This is a genomic window from Modestobacter sp. VKM Ac-2985 (assembly GCF_026967925.1).
In the GTDB taxonomy this organism is placed as follows: domain Bacteria; phylum Actinomycetota; class Actinomycetes; order Mycobacteriales; family Geodermatophilaceae; genus Modestobacter.
Genome location: NZ_JAPVBI010000003.1, coordinates 422,970 through 438,028, shown reverse-complemented (window position 1 = coordinate 438,028; position 15,059 = coordinate 422,970). Strand labels below are relative to the sequence as shown.

The 15,059-nt window shown below is 75.6% G+C and carries 15 protein-coding genes; 4 read left to right on the top strand and 11 right to left on the bottom strand.

Annotated elements, in window-relative coordinates:
• Positions 1–133: 133 nt before the first annotated feature.
• On the top strand, positions 134–1,246 hold the full coding sequence (locus O2V61_RS18130; protein WP_269184666.1) for a LysM peptidoglycan-binding domain-containing protein: 1,113 nt from the start codon (positions 134–136) through the stop codon (positions 1,244–1,246).
• Between the two features lie 51 nt (positions 1,247–1,297).
• Here O2V61_RS18130 and O2V61_RS18125 read toward each other — a convergent pair whose 3' ends face one another.
• From O2V61_RS18125 to O2V61_RS18085, 9 genes are all read right to left on the bottom strand, one after another.
• Positions 1,298–2,506: a zinc-dependent alcohol dehydrogenase gene (locus O2V61_RS18125; protein ID WP_269184665.1), complete on the bottom strand. Its 1,209-nt coding sequence runs from the start codon at positions 2,504–2,506 to the stop codon at positions 1,298–1,300.
• A gap of 142 nt (positions 2,507–2,648) precedes the next feature.
• Positions 2,649–4,088 (bottom strand): NADH-quinone oxidoreductase subunit N, encoded by a 1,440-nt coding sequence (locus O2V61_RS18120; RefSeq protein WP_269184664.1) that lies wholly within the window; start codon positions 4,086–4,088, stop codon positions 2,649–2,651.
• Positions 4,088–5,575, bottom strand: a complete 1,488-nt coding sequence (locus O2V61_RS18115; protein WP_269184663.1) for a complex I subunit 4 family protein — start codon at positions 5,573–5,575, stop codon at positions 4,088–4,090. Before O2V61_RS18115 ends, O2V61_RS18120 begins: the two co-directional genes overlap by 1 nt.
• A gap of 4 nt (positions 5,576–5,579) precedes the next feature.
• Positions 5,580–7,517 carry a proton-conducting transporter transmembrane domain-containing protein gene (locus O2V61_RS18110; protein WP_269184662.1) on the bottom strand — a complete coding sequence of 646 codons (1,938 nt, stop codon included), beginning with the start codon at positions 7,515–7,517 and terminating at the stop codon, positions 5,580–5,582.
• Positions 7,514–7,816: an NADH-quinone oxidoreductase subunit NuoK gene (gene nuoK, locus O2V61_RS18105; protein WP_036334437.1), complete on the bottom strand. Its 303-nt coding sequence runs from the start codon at positions 7,814–7,816 to the stop codon at positions 7,514–7,516. The genes O2V61_RS18110 and nuoK overlap by 4 nt, the downstream gene beginning before the upstream one ends.
• Complete coding sequence (locus tag O2V61_RS18100) at positions 7,813–8,352, bottom strand: NADH-quinone oxidoreductase subunit J (RefSeq protein ID WP_269184661.1); 540 nt, start codon at positions 8,350–8,352, stop codon at positions 7,813–7,815. Before O2V61_RS18100 ends, nuoK begins: the two co-directional genes overlap by 4 nt.
• A 13-nt stretch (positions 8,353–8,365) precedes the next feature.
• The gene (locus O2V61_RS18095) at positions 8,366–9,298 is read right to left on the bottom strand and encodes an NADH-quinone oxidoreductase subunit H (protein ID WP_269184660.1); all 933 of its coding nucleotides are present in this window, start codon (positions 9,296–9,298) and stop codon (positions 8,366–8,368) included.
• Complete coding sequence (locus tag O2V61_RS18090; protein WP_269184659.1) at positions 9,295–10,362, bottom strand: hypothetical protein; 1,068 nt, start codon at positions 10,360–10,362, stop codon at positions 9,295–9,297. The genes O2V61_RS18095 and O2V61_RS18090 overlap by 4 nt, the downstream gene beginning before the upstream one ends.
• The gene (locus O2V61_RS18085) at positions 10,353–10,703 is read right to left on the bottom strand and encodes an NADH-quinone oxidoreductase subunit A (protein ID WP_269158221.1); all 351 of its coding nucleotides are present in this window, start codon (positions 10,701–10,703) and stop codon (positions 10,353–10,355) included. Before O2V61_RS18085 ends, O2V61_RS18090 begins: the two co-directional genes overlap by 10 nt.
• A gap of 147 nt (positions 10,704–10,850) precedes the next feature.
• On the opposite strand from O2V61_RS18085, the gene O2V61_RS18080 reads away from it, so the two are divergent.
• Positions 10,851–11,168 (top strand): ArsR/SmtB family transcription factor, encoded by a 318-nt coding sequence (locus O2V61_RS18080; protein ID WP_269184658.1) that lies wholly within the window; start codon positions 10,851–10,853, stop codon positions 11,166–11,168.
• 25 nt (positions 11,169–11,193) lie between these two features.
• Here the strand turns inward: O2V61_RS18080 and O2V61_RS18075 are convergent, their stop codons facing one another.
• Positions 11,194–11,850, bottom strand: coding sequence for a phosphoribosyltransferase (locus O2V61_RS18075; RefSeq protein WP_269184657.1), 657 nt, complete (start codon positions 11,848–11,850; stop codon positions 11,194–11,196).
• A 300-nt stretch (positions 11,851–12,150) separates the two neighbouring features.
• Here O2V61_RS18075 and O2V61_RS18070 point away from each other — a divergent pair, with 300 nt between their 5' ends.
• Positions 12,151–12,531 carry a hypothetical protein gene (locus tag O2V61_RS18070; RefSeq protein WP_269184656.1) on the top strand — a complete coding sequence of 127 codons (381 nt, stop codon included), beginning with the start codon at positions 12,151–12,153 and terminating at the stop codon, positions 12,529–12,531.
• A gap of 74 nt (positions 12,532–12,605) precedes the next feature.
• On the opposite strand, the gene O2V61_RS18065 is transcribed toward O2V61_RS18070, so the two are convergent.
• Entirely contained in the window at positions 12,606–13,820 is a 1,215-nt protein-coding gene (locus tag O2V61_RS18065) for a PucR family transcriptional regulator (RefSeq protein WP_269184655.1), read from the bottom strand.
• Positions 13,821–13,918: 98 nt separating this feature from the next.
• Here O2V61_RS18065 and O2V61_RS18060 point away from each other — a divergent pair, with 98 nt between their 5' ends.
• Complete coding sequence (locus tag O2V61_RS18060; RefSeq protein ID WP_269184654.1) at positions 13,919–15,025, top strand: ferredoxin reductase; 1,107 nt, start codon at positions 13,919–13,921, stop codon at positions 15,023–15,025.
• Positions 15,026–15,059: the final 34 nt, after the last annotated feature.

The window sequence follows — 15,059 nt, the reverse complement described above, 5'->3', positions numbered from 1 at the left end:
CCGGTCGCCGGCTGCGGTCGCGGACCGTGTGCGCCGCGCCGGGTCGTGCGCCACCGACCGGCGGCGGCATGGACGGCGATGTGCGGCGCCCCCTGGGATGGGCCCGACGCCGTCCCCCTGCCTTGGAGTCCCGTTGCCCGGAGTCGTCGCGCCCCCCTCGTCCCGGTGGGTGCGTCGGCACCCGGCCGGCCGCCGTCCGGCCACCCGTCGTCCCGTCGTGGTCGCCCGCGCCACCGTGCTCGCCGTGGTCGGCGTCTGCGGGGTGTTCGTCCCGGCAGCGCGGGCGGACGGCGCCGCGCCCGCCGCGCCCGTGGCCGCACCACCGGCCGTCGAGCAGCCGGCGCCCTACGTCGGCCAGACGGTCTGCGACCCGGCGGCCAAGCCCGGCACCGCCGACCTCGCCGCACTGGTCCTCGCCGCCTACGCCGCCGGGACCAACGGCGGCATCAGCCGCGACTGCGCGGTCGGCGGCACCAGCGAGCACAAGGAGGGGCGTGCCTGGGACTGGATGCTGCGGGCCGACGTCCCCGAGGAGCGCGCTGCCGCCGACCGCTTCCTCGGCTGGCTGACCGCCGACGGCCCGAGTGGGGAGTCGGCCTACCAGGCCCGGCGGCTCGGGGTCATGTACGTCGTCTGGGACCGCCGGATCTGGTCGGCCGACAACGCATCCGCCGGCTGGCTGCCCTACACCGGGGCCGACCCGCACACCGGGCACGTGCACCTGTCGCAGTCCTGGAGCGGGGCGCTGGGCCAGACCTCGTGGTGGACCGGGGTGGCCTCCCGGGTCGACCACCGCAGCTGCGCCGAGGTCGTCGAGGGCCTGGCCGATCCGGGGGCGCTCGCCACCCTCTGCGCGCCGACCCCGGTCCCGGAGCCGGTGGCACCGGCGCCGGCGGTGACCGGCAGCCACACGGTGGTGCCCGGGGACACGCTCGGGCAGATCGCGCTGGACCAGGGGACGACGGTGGACGGCCTGGTGGCCGCCAACGGCCTGACCAGCACGGTGATCATGGTCGGTCAGGTGCTGGCCGTCCCCGGTCCGCAGGCCGCCGCGCCGGCGCCGCAACCGACGCCTGAGCCGGCACCCGTGGTGGCGCCGGCGACCCACGCCGTCGTCCCGGGGGACACGCTCGGGCAGATCGCGCTCGACCGGGGGACGACGGTCGCCGAGCTGGTGGCCGCCAACGGGCTGACCAGCACCGTGATCGGTGTCGGGCAGGTGCTCGTCGTGCCCTCGCCGTCCTGAGGAGGGTGGCGCCGTCGCCTGCCTCGCAGGGCAGCCGACGGCGCCGTCGGTTCAGGGGGCGATGACCGCCTTCGTCCAGCCGCTCTCGCGGTGGTCGAAGGTCTCGTAGGCCTGCAGGACGGTGGGCATGTCCTGCACCTGGGTGAGCACCGTGGACGGGTCGATGGCGCCGGTGCGCACCAGGTCGAGCAGGTGCGGGATGTAGCGCCGGTGGTTGCAGTTGCCCATCTTCACGCTCAGGTTCTTGTTCATCGCGGCGCCGATGGGGAAGGAGTTCAGCTGCGGCGGGTAGACGCCGATGATGCCGATGCTGCCGGCCTTGGCCACTGCCTCCACGGCCCACTGCAGCGACTGGCTCGGCGCGTCGCCGGCGACGTAGGTCTGCCCGTGCGGGTTCTGGTCCGGAGCGACCTGCTGGCGCTCGGATTCGAACTGCTGCGCCTGCTGGTCGGCCGACTCCGCGGCCGGACCGGACTCAGGCCGCTGGGCGTCCACGCCCACGGCGTCGATCACCCGGTCCACCCCGATCCCGCCGGTGAGCTCCTTGACCACCTCGACGGGGTCCTCGGTGTTGAAGTCGATCGCCTCCGCGCCCCGGCCGCGGGCCTGGTCGAGCCGGCTGGCGATGCCGTCGACGACGAGCACCCGGCCGGCGCCCTGCTGGAAGGCGCTGGTCACGGCGAACTGACCCACCGGCCCGGCCCCCAGCACCAGCACGGTGTCGCCCTGGGACACGTCGGCGAGCCGGGCGCCGAACCAGGCGGTCGGGTAGATGTCCGACAGCATGATCGCGGCGTCGTCGCTGACCTCCTCGGGCAGCCACACCGGGCCGACGTTGGCGTAGGGGATCCGGGCGTACTGGGCCTGCAGGCCGTCGACCGGTCCGGTGGTCTGCGGACCGCCGAAGAAGCACGTGCCGGCCGCGGCGCCGTTGGGGTTGGCGTTGTCGCACTGGGCGTAGTAGCCGGCCCGGCAGTAGGAGCAGTGACCGCAGCCGACGGTCGAGGGGATGACCACCCGGTCACCGGGGCGCAGGTTCCGCACGCCGGGGCCGGTCTCCCGGACGACGCCCACCGCCTCGTGGCCGAGGATCGTGCCCGGGACCATGCCGGCCATCGTGCCCCGGACGAAGTGCAGGTCGGTGCCGCAGATGCCGCTCGCGGTCACCTCGATGATCGCGTCGGTGGGGTCTTGGATGGTCGGGTCCGGGACGTCGTCGAGCCGGATGTCGCCGACGCCGTGCCACACGACTGCCTTCATGGTGCCTCCTGCGGATGAGCGGACGCCGCGCTGCCGACCTCGGCTCGATCGAACGGCGTCATGTCGGCCACTACCCGGCCGTGCGCCGTCCACCCACCCTGCGCCGTCGTCGATGGCCGGGCGGGTGGACGGCTCCGCCGGTTCAGCCGAGCGTGCCGTCGCCGGTCAGCGCGGTCACCAGGCCGGCACCGAGCCCGACCGCCAGCACCCCGAGCGCCCCGGCCAGCGCTGCCCCGTGCGCCCAGCCGGCCGTGGGTGCGGGTTCGCCGGGCCGGAACGCCTCGACCAGCCAGCGCAGGTAGTAGAAGAGGCTGACCAGGGTGTTCAGCGCAGCGACCACGACCAGCCAGGCGAGCCCGCCGTCCCAGGCGGCGGTGAAGACGGTCAGCTTGCCCAGGAAGACCGCTGTCGGCGGGGTGCCGACCAGGCTGAGCAGGCTGATCCCCAGCGCGGCCGCCAGCCAGGGCCGCTGCCGGGCGAGGCCGCGGAAGTCGGTGAGCGACCGGGCGCCGGGCACCGCGGCGAGCACCGCGAAGGCGGTCAGGTTGGTGACCGCATAGCCGGCCAGGTAGACCAGCAGCGCCGGGATGGCGGCCGAGGTGCTGGCCACGACGGCGACCGGCATCAGCAGGTAGCCGACCTGGCTGACCGTCGACCAGCCCAGCAGCCGGCGGGCGTCGGTCTGGGCCAGCGCCGCCAGGTTGGCCAGCGTCATGGTGGCGGCGGCGAGCAGGCCCACCAGCAGCGGCCAGGACAGGGCGCCCGGCAGCACGTCGACCAGTCGCGCGGCGGCGACCAGCGCGCCGACCTTCGGCACGGTGGTGAGGAACGCCGCCGCCGCGGTGCCGGCGCCCTGGGTGGCGTCGGGCACCCACTGGTGCAGCGGGACCCCACCGGCCTCGAACAGCAGCCCGGCCAGCACGGCCAGCGCCCCGACGGCCACCGCGGCGGCCGGCGCCCCGGCGAGCCCGGTGGCCAGGTCGACGTAGGCGGTGCCCCCGGCGATGCCCGACAGCACCGTGGCCCCGAGCAGCAGGAAGATCCCCGACAGCGCACCCAGCAGGTAGGTCTTCAGCGCCGCCTCGGCCGCGCCGGGGCTGCGGACCATCCCGACCAGGGCGTACACCGGGATGCTGGCCAGCAGGAAGGCGACGGCGAGCACCAGCAGGTCGTCGGTGGCGGCCAGCACGATCGCACCCAGCCCGCCGAGCAGCAGCAGCGTGTAGGTCTCGCTCTCCCGCGCCGTCCCGGCCAGTTCGTCGACCCCCAGGCCGATCACCAGCAGCACCGCCGCGACGACCACCAGCCGGCTGACCCCGGTCGCGGTGTCGAGCACGAACGCCCCGAACACCGTCTCCGCGTCTCCACCACCAGAACGGCCATCTTGGTGGCTCGGGAAGGCGAGGGCGGCGGAGACGGCGGCGGTGAGGAGGGCGGCGACCGCGATCAGCCGGGCGACCCACTGCCGCTGCCGGGGCAGGAAGGAGCCGGCCAGCAGGGTGGCCACCGCGCCCGCGAGGAGGCTGAGCTCGGGGAGCAGGGCCAGCAGCGACTGGTCCATCACCATCGGCGACGGCTCCATCACCTGCCCACCAGGTCGACGAGGACGGCGGACGCGGGGGTGATCAGGTCCAGCAACAGCCAGGGCAGGACGCCGATCGCCAGGGACAGCAGCAGCAGCCCGGTCACCGGCACCGCCTCGACCGCCCGCACGTCGGAGAAGCCGATCGACCGGCCGCCGGGCAGCCCGGTGACCAGCAGCTGCAGCGCCCGCAGGAACAGGGCCGCGGTGATCAGGATCCCGGGCAGCGCGATCGCCGCCCAGGCGGTGGTGCCGATGCTCCCGGCGAAGACCTGGAACTCGGCGATGAAGCCGCTGAACGCCGGGATCCCCAGCGAGCCGAACGCCGCCACCGCGAACAACCCCGACCACACCGGCGCCGTGCGGGCCAGGCCGCCGTAGTCGCGCATCGCGTAGCTGCCGGTGCGGTCGTGCAGCACCCCGGCCAGCAGGAACAGCGCCCCGGTGAGCAGGCCGTGGCTGACCATCTGGGTGACCGCACCGGTGACGGCCAGCTCGCGGGCCGCCGTCCCGCCGCCGAGCAGGCCCGCCGCGCCGACGGCGAGCACCACGTAGCCCATGTGGTTGATCGAGGTGTAGGCGATCATCCGCTTGACGTCGGTCTGGGCCAGGGCGACCAGCGCGCCGTAGAGCACCGAGGCGATCCCGACGGCGAGCACCACCCAGGCGGCCCCGCGCCAGGCGTCCGGCATGGCGGGCATGGCGATCCGGACGAAGCCGTAGGTGCCCATCTTCAGCAGCACCGCGGCCAGCACGGCCGAGCCGATCGCCGAGGCGTCGGTGTGCGCGGGGGGCAGCCAGGTGTGGAAGGGGATCGTCGGCGTCTTGACGGCCAGACCGACGAGCAGCGCGGCCAGCACGAACCCGCCGGCGACCGGGTTGTCCTGCAGCGGTGCGGCGGCGATCAGCTCCGGGATGTCGAAGGTGTGCGGGTCGGCGGCCAGGTAGAGGCCGATGAAGCCCAGCAGCAGCGCCAGGCTGCCCAGGAACGTGTAGAGGAAGAACTGCAGGGCCGAACGGCCGGCGTCCCGCCCGTGCCCCCAGCCGGCGATCGCGGCGTACATCCCGACGATCGACAGGTCGAAGAAGAGGAAGAAGACGATGAGGTCCTGGGCGGCGAACAGCCCCATGCAGGTGGCCTGCAGCGCCAGGAAGAGGGCGGCGTGCTGCCGTGGGCGCCGGTCCTCGCGCAGCCCGTAGACCGCGCAGGCGCAGAAGACCACCGCGGTCAGCGCCAGCAGCGGCACCGACAGCCCGTCGACCCCGACGTGCCAGCTGCTGTTGACCGACGGGATCCAGCGGGCCCGCTCCTCGAACGCGAGGCCGCCGTCGGCAGGCGTCTCGTACCGGGCGATCAGCACGCCGACCAGCGCGAGGTCGGCGGCGGTGACCGCGATCCAGGTCCAGCGGGCGACCCGGTCGGGCACCCGGGGCACGGCCAGCAGGGCCGCGGCGACCAGGGGCAGGAAGATGATCGAACTGAGCACGGAGCTACCTCACTGCCAGCAGGAGGGCCAGCGCGGCGGCGAGCACCACGGCGGCCGAGACGTAGTACTGGTGCAGCTGGCCGGTCTGGGTGCGCCGGGCCCAGCCCCCCAGCCAGCGGGTGCCGGCGGCCAGCGACCGCACCGCGGCGTCCGGCCCGGCCAGGTCGGCCCGGCCGGTGGCGTCGGCCAGCCGCACCCCGGCGGTGGCCGCGCCGGCGACCGCCCGGTCGAGGACCGCGTCGTCGAAGCGGGCCGCGGCGCGCGCCGTCCGCAGCGCCCCCCGGCCGGCGCCGGTGACGGCACGGGCCAGCACCCGGTCGTCGAAGCGGGCCAGCGCCTCGGCCGTGCGCAGCACCGGCCGGACGACGACCAGGTCGGTCGCCCGGGCCAGCCCCAGCCAGCCCTCGAGCCAGCTGCCCACGCGTCCCCACGAGCGGTCCCGGACCCGGACGGAGGCCATCAGCAGCACCCCGGCGACCGCCAGGAGGGCAGAAATGGCCATTTCTGCCCAAGAGGGGGTGGGCGCGCCGGTCTCGCCGAGGAACCGGCGCAGCGTCTCGCCGACCGGGGGGAGGGCCAGCAGGCCGAGGACGGCGGCGCCGGCGGCCAGCACGACCAGCGGCGCCTGCTGCAGCACCCGCACCTGACGGGTGCCCTCCTCCTCGGTGTCGTAGCCCGCCTCGGCGTCCGCGGGCAGCCGCTGCCAGACCAGCCACAGCACCTTGCCGGCGTAGCCCGCCGACAGCGCGGCGGCGGCCAGCCCGACCAGGTAGAGAGCCAGGGACTCCTCGTGGGCCCCGGCCAGGACGGCGTCCTTGGTCGCCCACAGCGACAGCGGCGCCACCCCGGCCAGGGCCAGTGCCCCCACCGCAGCACAGACGCCGACCAGCGGCCAGCGCCGGGCGGCGCCGCGCAGCGCCGGCAGCTGCTTGGTGCCCAGCGCGGTCAGCCAGGCCCCGGCGGCGAGGAAGAGCAGTGCCTTGGTGGCCGCGTGCGCGACCAGGTGCGCCGTGCCGCCGGCCACGGCTGCGACCCCGGCGCCCAGCACCACGAAGCCGAGCTGCGCCGCGGTCGAGGCGGCCAGCAGCTGCTTGAGGTCGCGCTGGGCGAGCGCCACCGCCCCGAGCAGCAGCGCGGTCAGCGCACCCACCCAGGCCGCCGTCGGCCCGGCCCAGCTGGTCGCGCCCAGCAGCGGGGAGACCCGCAGCAGCAGGTAGCCGCCCATCGCGACCATCGCCGCGGAGTGCAGCAGCGCGCTGACCGGGCTGGGGCCCTGCATCGCGGCGGAGAGCCAGGCGGTGAACGGCAGCTGGGCGGCCTTGCCGAGCGCGGCGACGAGCAGCCCGGCGGCGGCGACGTCCCGCCAGGGCGCCGGCAGCCCGGGCAGGTCGGCCAGCGCCAGCCCCGATCCACCGGCCAGGGCTGCCCCGGCGGCCAGGTACATCCCGAGGTCGGCGGTGCGGGTGGTGAGGAAGGCGGTCAGCCCGGCGCCGACCCGGTGCGGCTCCTGCCAGCGGAAGCCGATCAGCGCGTACGACGTCGCGCCCATCACCTCCCAGGCGAACAGCAACGCCGGCAGCGTGGTGGCGCAGACGGTGACCACCACGGCCGCGGCGAACAGCAGCAGCAGGCCGGTGTAGCGGGCCCGGGCACCGGCGACGTCGGCAGCGGAGAAGACCAGCACGAGCAGGGTGACGGCGGCGACCGCGGGCAGCACGACGGCCGCCAGGGCGTCGACCGCGAGCCCGAACTCCGCGCCGGGCAGGAAGGGTGCTGAGGTGGCCGGCCGGCCCAGCGCCACGGCGACCGACAGCGCCAGGACGACGCCCGCCGTGACGATCCCGAGGGCCGGCGCCACCCGGTCCGCGCGCCGCCCGGAGACGCACAGCCCGGCGCCGACGGCCGCCGGCACCGTGGCGCAGGCCCACAGCAGCCCGGTCACCGGGACAGGTCCGTGGCCATGTCGGTCATGTCCGACTGCCGGGAGCGGTGCAGCAGGGTGGCCACGGCGAAGCCCATCGCCATCTCCACCGTCATCGCGGTGATGACCACGAGCAGCAGCACCTGGCCGTCGGGGGTGGGGGAGAGGAACCACCAGAAGGCCGCGGCGGCCAGGATGACGCCGTTGAGCATCAGCTCCAGGCCCATCATCACCATGACCACGACCTGCTGGGAGATGGCCCCGTAGAGGCCCACGCTGAACAGCGCGGCCGCCACCAGCAGCATCGTCTGCAGGGTCATCGCGGGGCCTTCCCCGCGCGCAGGTCGTCCCCGAGCCGGTCGTAGCGACCCCGCGGCAGCGCGAGGACGAGGGCGGCGACGATCGTGGCGAAGAGGACCGGCGAGACGGTCATCATCACCAGCATCTTCGACTCCATGATCGCCTCGCCCAGCGAGGTGACCAGGTCGGCGGCGGGTGCGCCCCGGCGGGTGGGCCACGGCACCAGCAGCGCCCCGGCGGCCAGGACGACGAACGTGCCGATCGAGACCGCCAGGGCCGGGCGCTTGCCGTGCACCATGCTCATCGGCATCAGCGCGGGGTTCATCCCCATGAACATGATCATGTAGATGCCCATCACGGCCATCTCCATGGTCATCATCAGCACGGTGATGACGCCGAGGAACTCCAGGTCGACCAGCAGCAGCGCGAGTCCGACGGCGATGAACGAGGCGGCCAGCGCGTAGGTGGCCCGGGCCATCGAGTCGACCCGGAAGACGGCGACGCCGGCGGCGACCGCCACCACGGCGAGCACCCAGAACACGATCCCGGTGAGCACGGTGTCCCCCTCCTCAGGCCTGGACCACGACGACGACGGACACGACCAGCACCTGCAGCAGCACCAGCGGCAGCACGACCAGCCAGGCCGGGGCGGCCAGCTGCTCCGGACGGACCACCGGGAGCCGGCGGCGCAGCGCGACGAGCACCGCCAGCAGCGCGGCGGTCTTGACCAGCAGCCACAGCCACGCCGGCAGCAGCGGCCCGTGCCCCCCGCCGAGGAAGGCGGTCGCCCCGAAGGCGGCCCCGGCGGTGAGCAGGGCGTACCGGCCGACCGACAGCAGCCAGCGGTCGACCCCGGCCGCCTCGACGAGCACCCCGCCGGCCGTCGTCGCCCCGGCGGGCGCGCCCAGCGGCCCCCAGACGGAGAACCCGGCGACCGCCGCGCAGAAGACGACGAACGCCACCGGCATCCAGACGACGAACCACAGCCCGGACTGCGCGGCCACCACGTCGCCCAGCCGGAGGCTGCCGGCGGCGACCGCCGGTGCGGTCAGCGCGAACATCAGCGGCAGCTCGTAGGACAGCGCCTGGGCCAGGAACCGGTACCCGCCGACCAGGGCGTGCGCGCTGTTCGGGCCCCAGCCGGCCAGCCAGACCGCCGCCCACACCAGCACGTCCATCGCGTTGAACCACACGACGCCCACCGTCAGGTCGGCGACGGTCCACCGGCCGAACGGGACGACGGCGACCATCAGCAGCGCCGCGGTGAGCAGCCCGGCGATGCCGATCCGCTGCAACGGGAGGTCCGCGGCCACGGTGGTCCGGCGGCGCTGACCGAACAACCGTGCCGTCTCGGCCACCGGGGTGAGCAGACCACCGCCGAGCGGCTGCCCGGCGGACCGAGCGGCCAGCGCGCCGTCCAGGCTCGCCGCGGCGGCCGCGACGGCGAGCAGCAGCGCGGCCGCGAGCGGCACCCAGCCGGCCGACACCTCGGTGACGGTCACGAGCCCGCCTCCGCCGGCACGGTCACCCGGTCGGCGGTGTCCAGGTCCAGCGAGGCGACCACCAGCCGGACGCCGGCCAGGTCCAGCCCGGTGACCAGGTCGGCCACCGCGGACAGCTCGGTCGACCGGCGCTGCTCGGTGCCGGTCAGCCAGTGCTGCAGCCGGTCGTGCGCATCGCCCTCGGGCAGCCGGCCCAGCCCGCGCAGCGAGAAGCGGAGCAGCCGGGAGCGGGTGATCCGGCGGGCCAGCCGGTCGGCCTCGGGCGGCTGCCCGCCGGCCAGCAGCTCGTCGCGGACCCGCGCGGCCCGGACCGCGGCGTCGTCCCAGCCGGCCAGGGCGAGCAGGGTGGCCACCGCGTCCCAGCGGCCGGCGGGGGTGCCGTGCACCGGCGGGTCGGTGGGGGAGCCGTCGGCCGGCAGCAGCACCTCGGCCCGGGCGGCGACGACGAGGTCGCCCTGGAGGGTGGTGTGCAGCAGCAGTCCGGCCGGCCAGTGCGGGAGCACCGGGCCGAGGGGGACGTGCAGCACGTCGAGGTCGAGGGCGTCGGGGTCGGCGAGCTGGTCGTCGCCACCGCCGCCGGCCAGGCCGATCCCGCCCGGCATCGGCATGTCCATGTCGCCGTGGTCCATGTCGCCGTGGTCCATGTCCCCGGCGTCGTCGTCCATGTCCATGTCCATGTCGCCGTCGCCGTCGCCGTCGTCGCCGGTGGCGGTGGTGCCGGGGTCGGGGTCGGCCGGCCGGGCGTCGGCGTCCCGCCGCTGGGCCGCGCCGTCGGCGAGCTCGGCCGCGGCCCGGTCGAGGGCGGCCGGCACAGCGTCGGCCGTGGTCACCTCCGCCCGGGCGCGGGGGCCGGGCAGCTGACCCCAGACGTGCTCGACCGCGGCGGTCAGCCGGGCACCGGGGCGGCCGCACACGACCAGCAGGTCGGCGTCGGCGGGGGAACCGGCCAGCCGCCAGCCCCGGGTGCGCACGTGCTGCTCGAGCGCGCAGCGGGTGCGGCTCCAGCCGGGCACCTCGACTGCGAGGACCGTGGTGCGGCGCGCGGCCAGCGACCTCAGGTCCACCGCAGCGCACCCTCGCGCCAGGCCCACAGCACGCCGGTCATCAGCACACCGAGCAGCACGAACATCTCGACGATCGCCGAGGTCCCGATCGAGGCGACGACGGTCGCCCACGGGTACATGTAGAGCATCTCCACGTCGAAGGCGAGGAACAGCAGCGTCATCGGGTAGTACCGCGCCTCGAACCGGGACAGTGCGTGCTCGTCGGGTCGCCAGCCGGAGAGGAAGGGCAGGCTGGTCAGGGCCCCTGGCGCCACCGCCGTCCGGCGGTGCAGCAGGTACGCCAGCAGCACACCGCCCACGGCGAGGCCGAGCATCGCGGCGAGGCTCAGGTAGGCCGACACCAGGTCCCTCCTGTCGTCCGCGTCGCCTGAGGCCGTGGTCTGACCGGAGCCGCGCATACCCGTGAGGTCGTCCGGGTAACCCCGCCGACCGTGGCAGATCATCCCCATCCGGTCGACCCGGTTCGCGTGGCTGCGGCGAGGGCACGGGTGCCCACGCGCGAGGACGCGGCCAGCCTCTCGGCGATGCTGAGCCTGCTGGCCGACGGGACGCGGGCCCGGGTGCTCTACGCGCTCGACGTCGTCGACGAGCTCTGCGTCGGCGACCTGGCGGTGGCGCTGGAGGCGACCGAGGACGCCGTCGGCTACGCCCTGCGGCTGCTCCGCACCGCCGGGTTCGTCACCAGCCGCAAGGACGGCCGGGTGGTGTACTACCGGCTCGCCGAGGGCTTTCCCCAGCCGTTGCGCGAGGACTGCCTCCGGGGCCTGGTCGCACTGTCCCGGCGGCCCGGCCAGGCCGACGGCTGACCCGGACCCGACGAGGCCCGCAGCGTCAGCCGGCCAGCGCGGCCCGGACCTCGTCGTCGGTGGTCGGGCGGAAGTCCCGGTACCCCTGGCCGACGGCGGAGAACGCCTCGGGTGCCCAGAGGCAGACGACCTCGTCGACCTCGCTGGCCAGCTGCCCGCACACCTGCGGCGAGGCGACCGGGACGGCGACGGTGAGCCGGCTCGGTCCCTGTCGGCGGACCGCCGTGAGGGCCGCCCGCATGGTGGACCCGGTGGCCAGGCCGTCGTCCACCACGAGCACCGGCCGGCCGGCCAGCGGGGTGACCGGGCGGCCCTGCCGGTAGGCGGCCTCCCGGCGGCGCAGTTCGACGACCTCCTGTTCCCGCGCCCGGGCGAAGGTCTCCTCGTCGACGTCGACGTCGACGTGGGCCAGGACGCGCCGGTCGTGCACGGTCTCGACGTCGGAGTCGACCGCGGCGATGGCGCCCATCGCGAGCTCCGGTTGCCCGGGCACCCCGATCTTGCGGACCACGACGACGTCGAGGGCCCCGCCGAGGGCACGGGCGACCTCCCTGGCGACCACCACCCCGCCACGCGGCAGGCCGAGCACCACGAGAGCGGGATCGGCATGGTCGACGAGGCGGGCCGCCAGGGCCCGGCCGGCCTCGACACGGTCGGCGAACGGTTCGGTGGTCGCGGACATCGGTCCTCCTCGGTCGTGCTGCCGTCGACGGACCCGCTGCCCGTACCCGTTCCGCGCCGCGGTGCATCGCCCCTGCGCCGGCCGGGTGGCCATGGCGACGGCGACGGACGGTCGCCGAGGTGGTTGGCGTACCGGGCGGCGGGTAGCGGGGCGGGGACCACGGTGCCCGAGACCGCCACTGCCGGGACGCACGTATCGCACGAGAGGGGCGCTCATGAGCGAGGCCGTCGGCGTCATCGGTGCCAGCGCCGGGCTCGGCGCCGCCGCACCGGACGGGCCCGTGACCCTGCGGAACCGGCGGTGAGCGGGACCGCGCACCGGAGGAGGACCCGCCGCCGGGTGCTGCCGCGGCTGGTCTCCACGGTGTTCGCCGGCTGGGGAGCTGCGCTGCTGCTCCGGCCCGCGGAGGTCAACCGCGCCGTCTGCGCCGGCCGGCGCGAGCCACCGACCTGGGTGACGCAGGTGCTCGGCGCCCGGCTGGTGGTCCAGCACGTCGCGGTGCTCGTCCGGCCCACCCGCGGGGTGGAGCTCACCGGCGTGACCGTCGACGCCCTGCACGCGCTCAGCATGGTGGCGGTCGCGGTCGGGTCGCCGGCGTACCGACGGTCGGCGGTGGTCAGCGGCGGGACGTCGGCCGCCGCTGCCGTCCTGGCCGCGGCGGCGGCCCAGGCGGGCCGGTGAGCGGGTGCACCGGGCCGAGGCCACCGTCCGCGCCCGCTCGCTGACCGCTGCCCAGCGCGCCGGCCGGGGCGCGCTCAGGTCCCCCCGGCCCCGTCCTGCGTCCCGAGGGCCCCGAGGGCCCCGAGGGCGATGGTGAGCTGGAGCACCGTCTGCGGGTCCTCGAGCCGGTCGCCGTACAGGTCGCGCAGCTGCCCCATCCGGTACCGCACGGTCTGCGGGTGCACGAACAGCTCGGCGGCGACCTGCTCGCGCCGGCCGTGGTGCAGCAGCCAGGAGCGCAGGGTCTCCGCCAGCTTCTCCCGGGTGGCCGGGGTCAGCCCGTCCAGCGGTGCCAGCGCCGCGGCCCGCAGGTCGGCCAGCGCGTCCTCGTCGGCCCGCAGCACCAGCTCGGGCAACCGCTGCTCGGTGTCCAGCGGCGCCGACCCGGTGGCGCGCAGGCCGAGTCGCAGGGCGCGCAGCGCGCGGGCGTAGGAGCCGGCGACCGCGGACCAGGGCCGGGCCGGCCCGACCACCGCCGTCCGCCCCTCCAGAGCGCGCAGCAGGGCGGCCCGGGCACCCTCGCCGGCGTCGGGCACCAGCAGCACGCTGAGCTCCAGCGCCGGGTCCAGGCCCGGCGGGTCGTCGTCCAGCTGGAGAGTGCGGGGGTCCAGCAGTGCGACGGCGCCGCGCGCCCGCACCTCCGGCAGCAGCACGGCGGTGAGGGTCCGCGGCGGGGGCCAGCCGGCCCGCTCCGCGGCGGGGGTGAGGTCGTGCAGCGGGCGGCCGGCCAGCAGCAGCGCGCCCAGCCGTTCGCGGTGGTGCCGGCGGACCCGGCCGGTGGTCTCCAGCTCGTCGGTGTGCCCGGCCACGCTGGCCGCGGACAGCTGGTCGATGTAGGCGAACACCAGCTCGGCGAAGCGGGCCAGCGACCCCACCGAGAGGCCGGCGCCCACGGCGGTGTCGCTCATGTGCCGCCAGGACACCCGGGCGCCGACCCGGTAGGCGGCCAGCAGGGCGTCCATCGACCGGCCGCTGCGCGCCTCGCCCCGGCCCAGGGAGTAGGCGCCCTCCAGCGCCGGGCCGATCGGCCGGCTCGCATCGGCGCCCCCGGCGGTGGTGGCCAGCTCGAGGAAGCCGCCGAGGGCGAGCTGGACGGCGTTGGAGATCGCCCGGCCCATCTCCCCGGAGAAGGCGTCGGCGTAGCTGGGCACCTCGACGACGATGCTGGCCACGGTCTGCTCGGCGACGGCGGGGAGCTGGGCCCGCATCGCGGTGACGACCGACGGCGGGAAGGTGACCCGGTCGCTCATCGTCCACACCTCCTCTTTGTTCGCGGGGAACAGAACCTACCGCCCGATTCACGTCGCCAGCACAGTTCTTCGCCCCTCGTGCGGGTAAGACTCAGTGCATGACCGCCACCGTTCCGCGTCCGTCGCCGGTTCGCCCCGTGCTGACCACGCTGCGCGACCGGGTGCTCAAGGTGGCCGAGCTGGTCACCACGCCACTGCTGCCCGCCGACTACCTGGACCTGGTCGACCCGCTGCGCTCCGGCGCCGCGCTGCGCGGCCGGATCGAGGCGGTGCACCGCGAGACCCGCGACGCGGCCAGCATCGTGATCCGCCCCGGCCGCGACTGGCTCCCGCACACCCCGGGCCAGTACGTCCGGATCGGCATCGACATCGACGGGGTGCGGCTGTGGCGCGCGTACTCGATCACCTCGGTGCTCGGCCGCGCCGACGGTCGCTTCACCATCACCGTCAAGGCGATCCCCGACGGCAAGGTCAGCAACCACCTGGTGCACCGCGTCCAGCCCGGCACCGTCGTGCAGCTGGACCAGGCCACCGGTGACTTCGTGCTCCCGGATCAGCGGCCGGCCAAGGCGCTGTTCGTGACGGCGGGCTCCGGCATCACGCCGGTCATGGGCATCCTGCGCAACCTGGGCGAGGACGCCGGGTGCGACGTCGTCCTGGTCCACTCCGCACCCACCGTCGAGGACGTGATCTTCGGTGCCGAGCTGCGCGAGCTGGCGGCGGCCGGCCGGATCCGGCTGGTCGAGCACCACACCCAGGCCGCCGGGCTGCTGGACGCCGCGGCGATCGCCGACCTGGTGCCCGACCTGACCGAGCGGGCCACCTGGGCCTGCGGCCCGGTCGGCCTGCTCGAGGCGCTGGAGGAGCACTGGGCCGCCCAGGGCATCTCCGACCGGCTCTACACCGAGCGCTTCCGCCCCCGGGTGCTGGTCACCGGCGAGGGCGGCACCGTCACGTTCGCGAAGTCCGACCGGGTGCTGGAGGTCGACGGTGCGACCCCGATCCTGGACGCCGCCGAGGAGGCCGGGCTGCTCATGCCCAGCGGCTGCCGGATGGGCATCTGCTACGGCTGCGTGCTGCCGCTGCGCGAGGGCGCCGTCCGCGACCTGCGCAACGGGGAGCTGACCACCGCCGCCCCCGGGGACGGCGTGCTGATCCAGACCTGCGTCAGCGCCGCTGTTGACGCCTGCGACATCGACCACTGATCCAGAACTGCTGTCCCACCAGCTGAGGAGCTGC

Excerpts from the sequence above, each read along its gene's own strand:
- O2V61_RS18125 (WP_269184665.1), bottom strand. The coding sequence starts at position 2,506 with ATGAAGGCAGTCGTGTGGCACGGCGTCGGCGACATCCGGCTCGACGAC.
- O2V61_RS18120 (WP_269184664.1), bottom strand. The coding sequence starts at position 4,088 with ATGGAGCCGTCGCCGATGGTGATGGACCAGTCGCTGCTGGCCCTGCTC.
- nuoK (WP_036334437.1), bottom strand. The coding sequence starts at position 7,816 with ATGACCCTGCAGACGATGCTGCTGGTGGCGGCCGCGCTGTTCAGCGTG.
- O2V61_RS18075 (WP_269184657.1), bottom strand. The coding sequence starts at position 11,850 with ATGTCCGCGACCACCGAACCGTTCGCCGACCGTGTCGAGGCCGGCCGG.
- O2V61_RS18065 (WP_269184655.1), bottom strand. The coding sequence starts at position 13,820 with ATGAGCGACCGGGTCACCTTCCCGCCGTCGGTCGTCACCGCGATGCGG.
- O2V61_RS18060 (WP_269184654.1), top strand. The coding sequence starts at position 13,919 with ATGACCGCCACCGTTCCGCGTCCGTCGCCGGTTCGCCCCGTGCTGACC.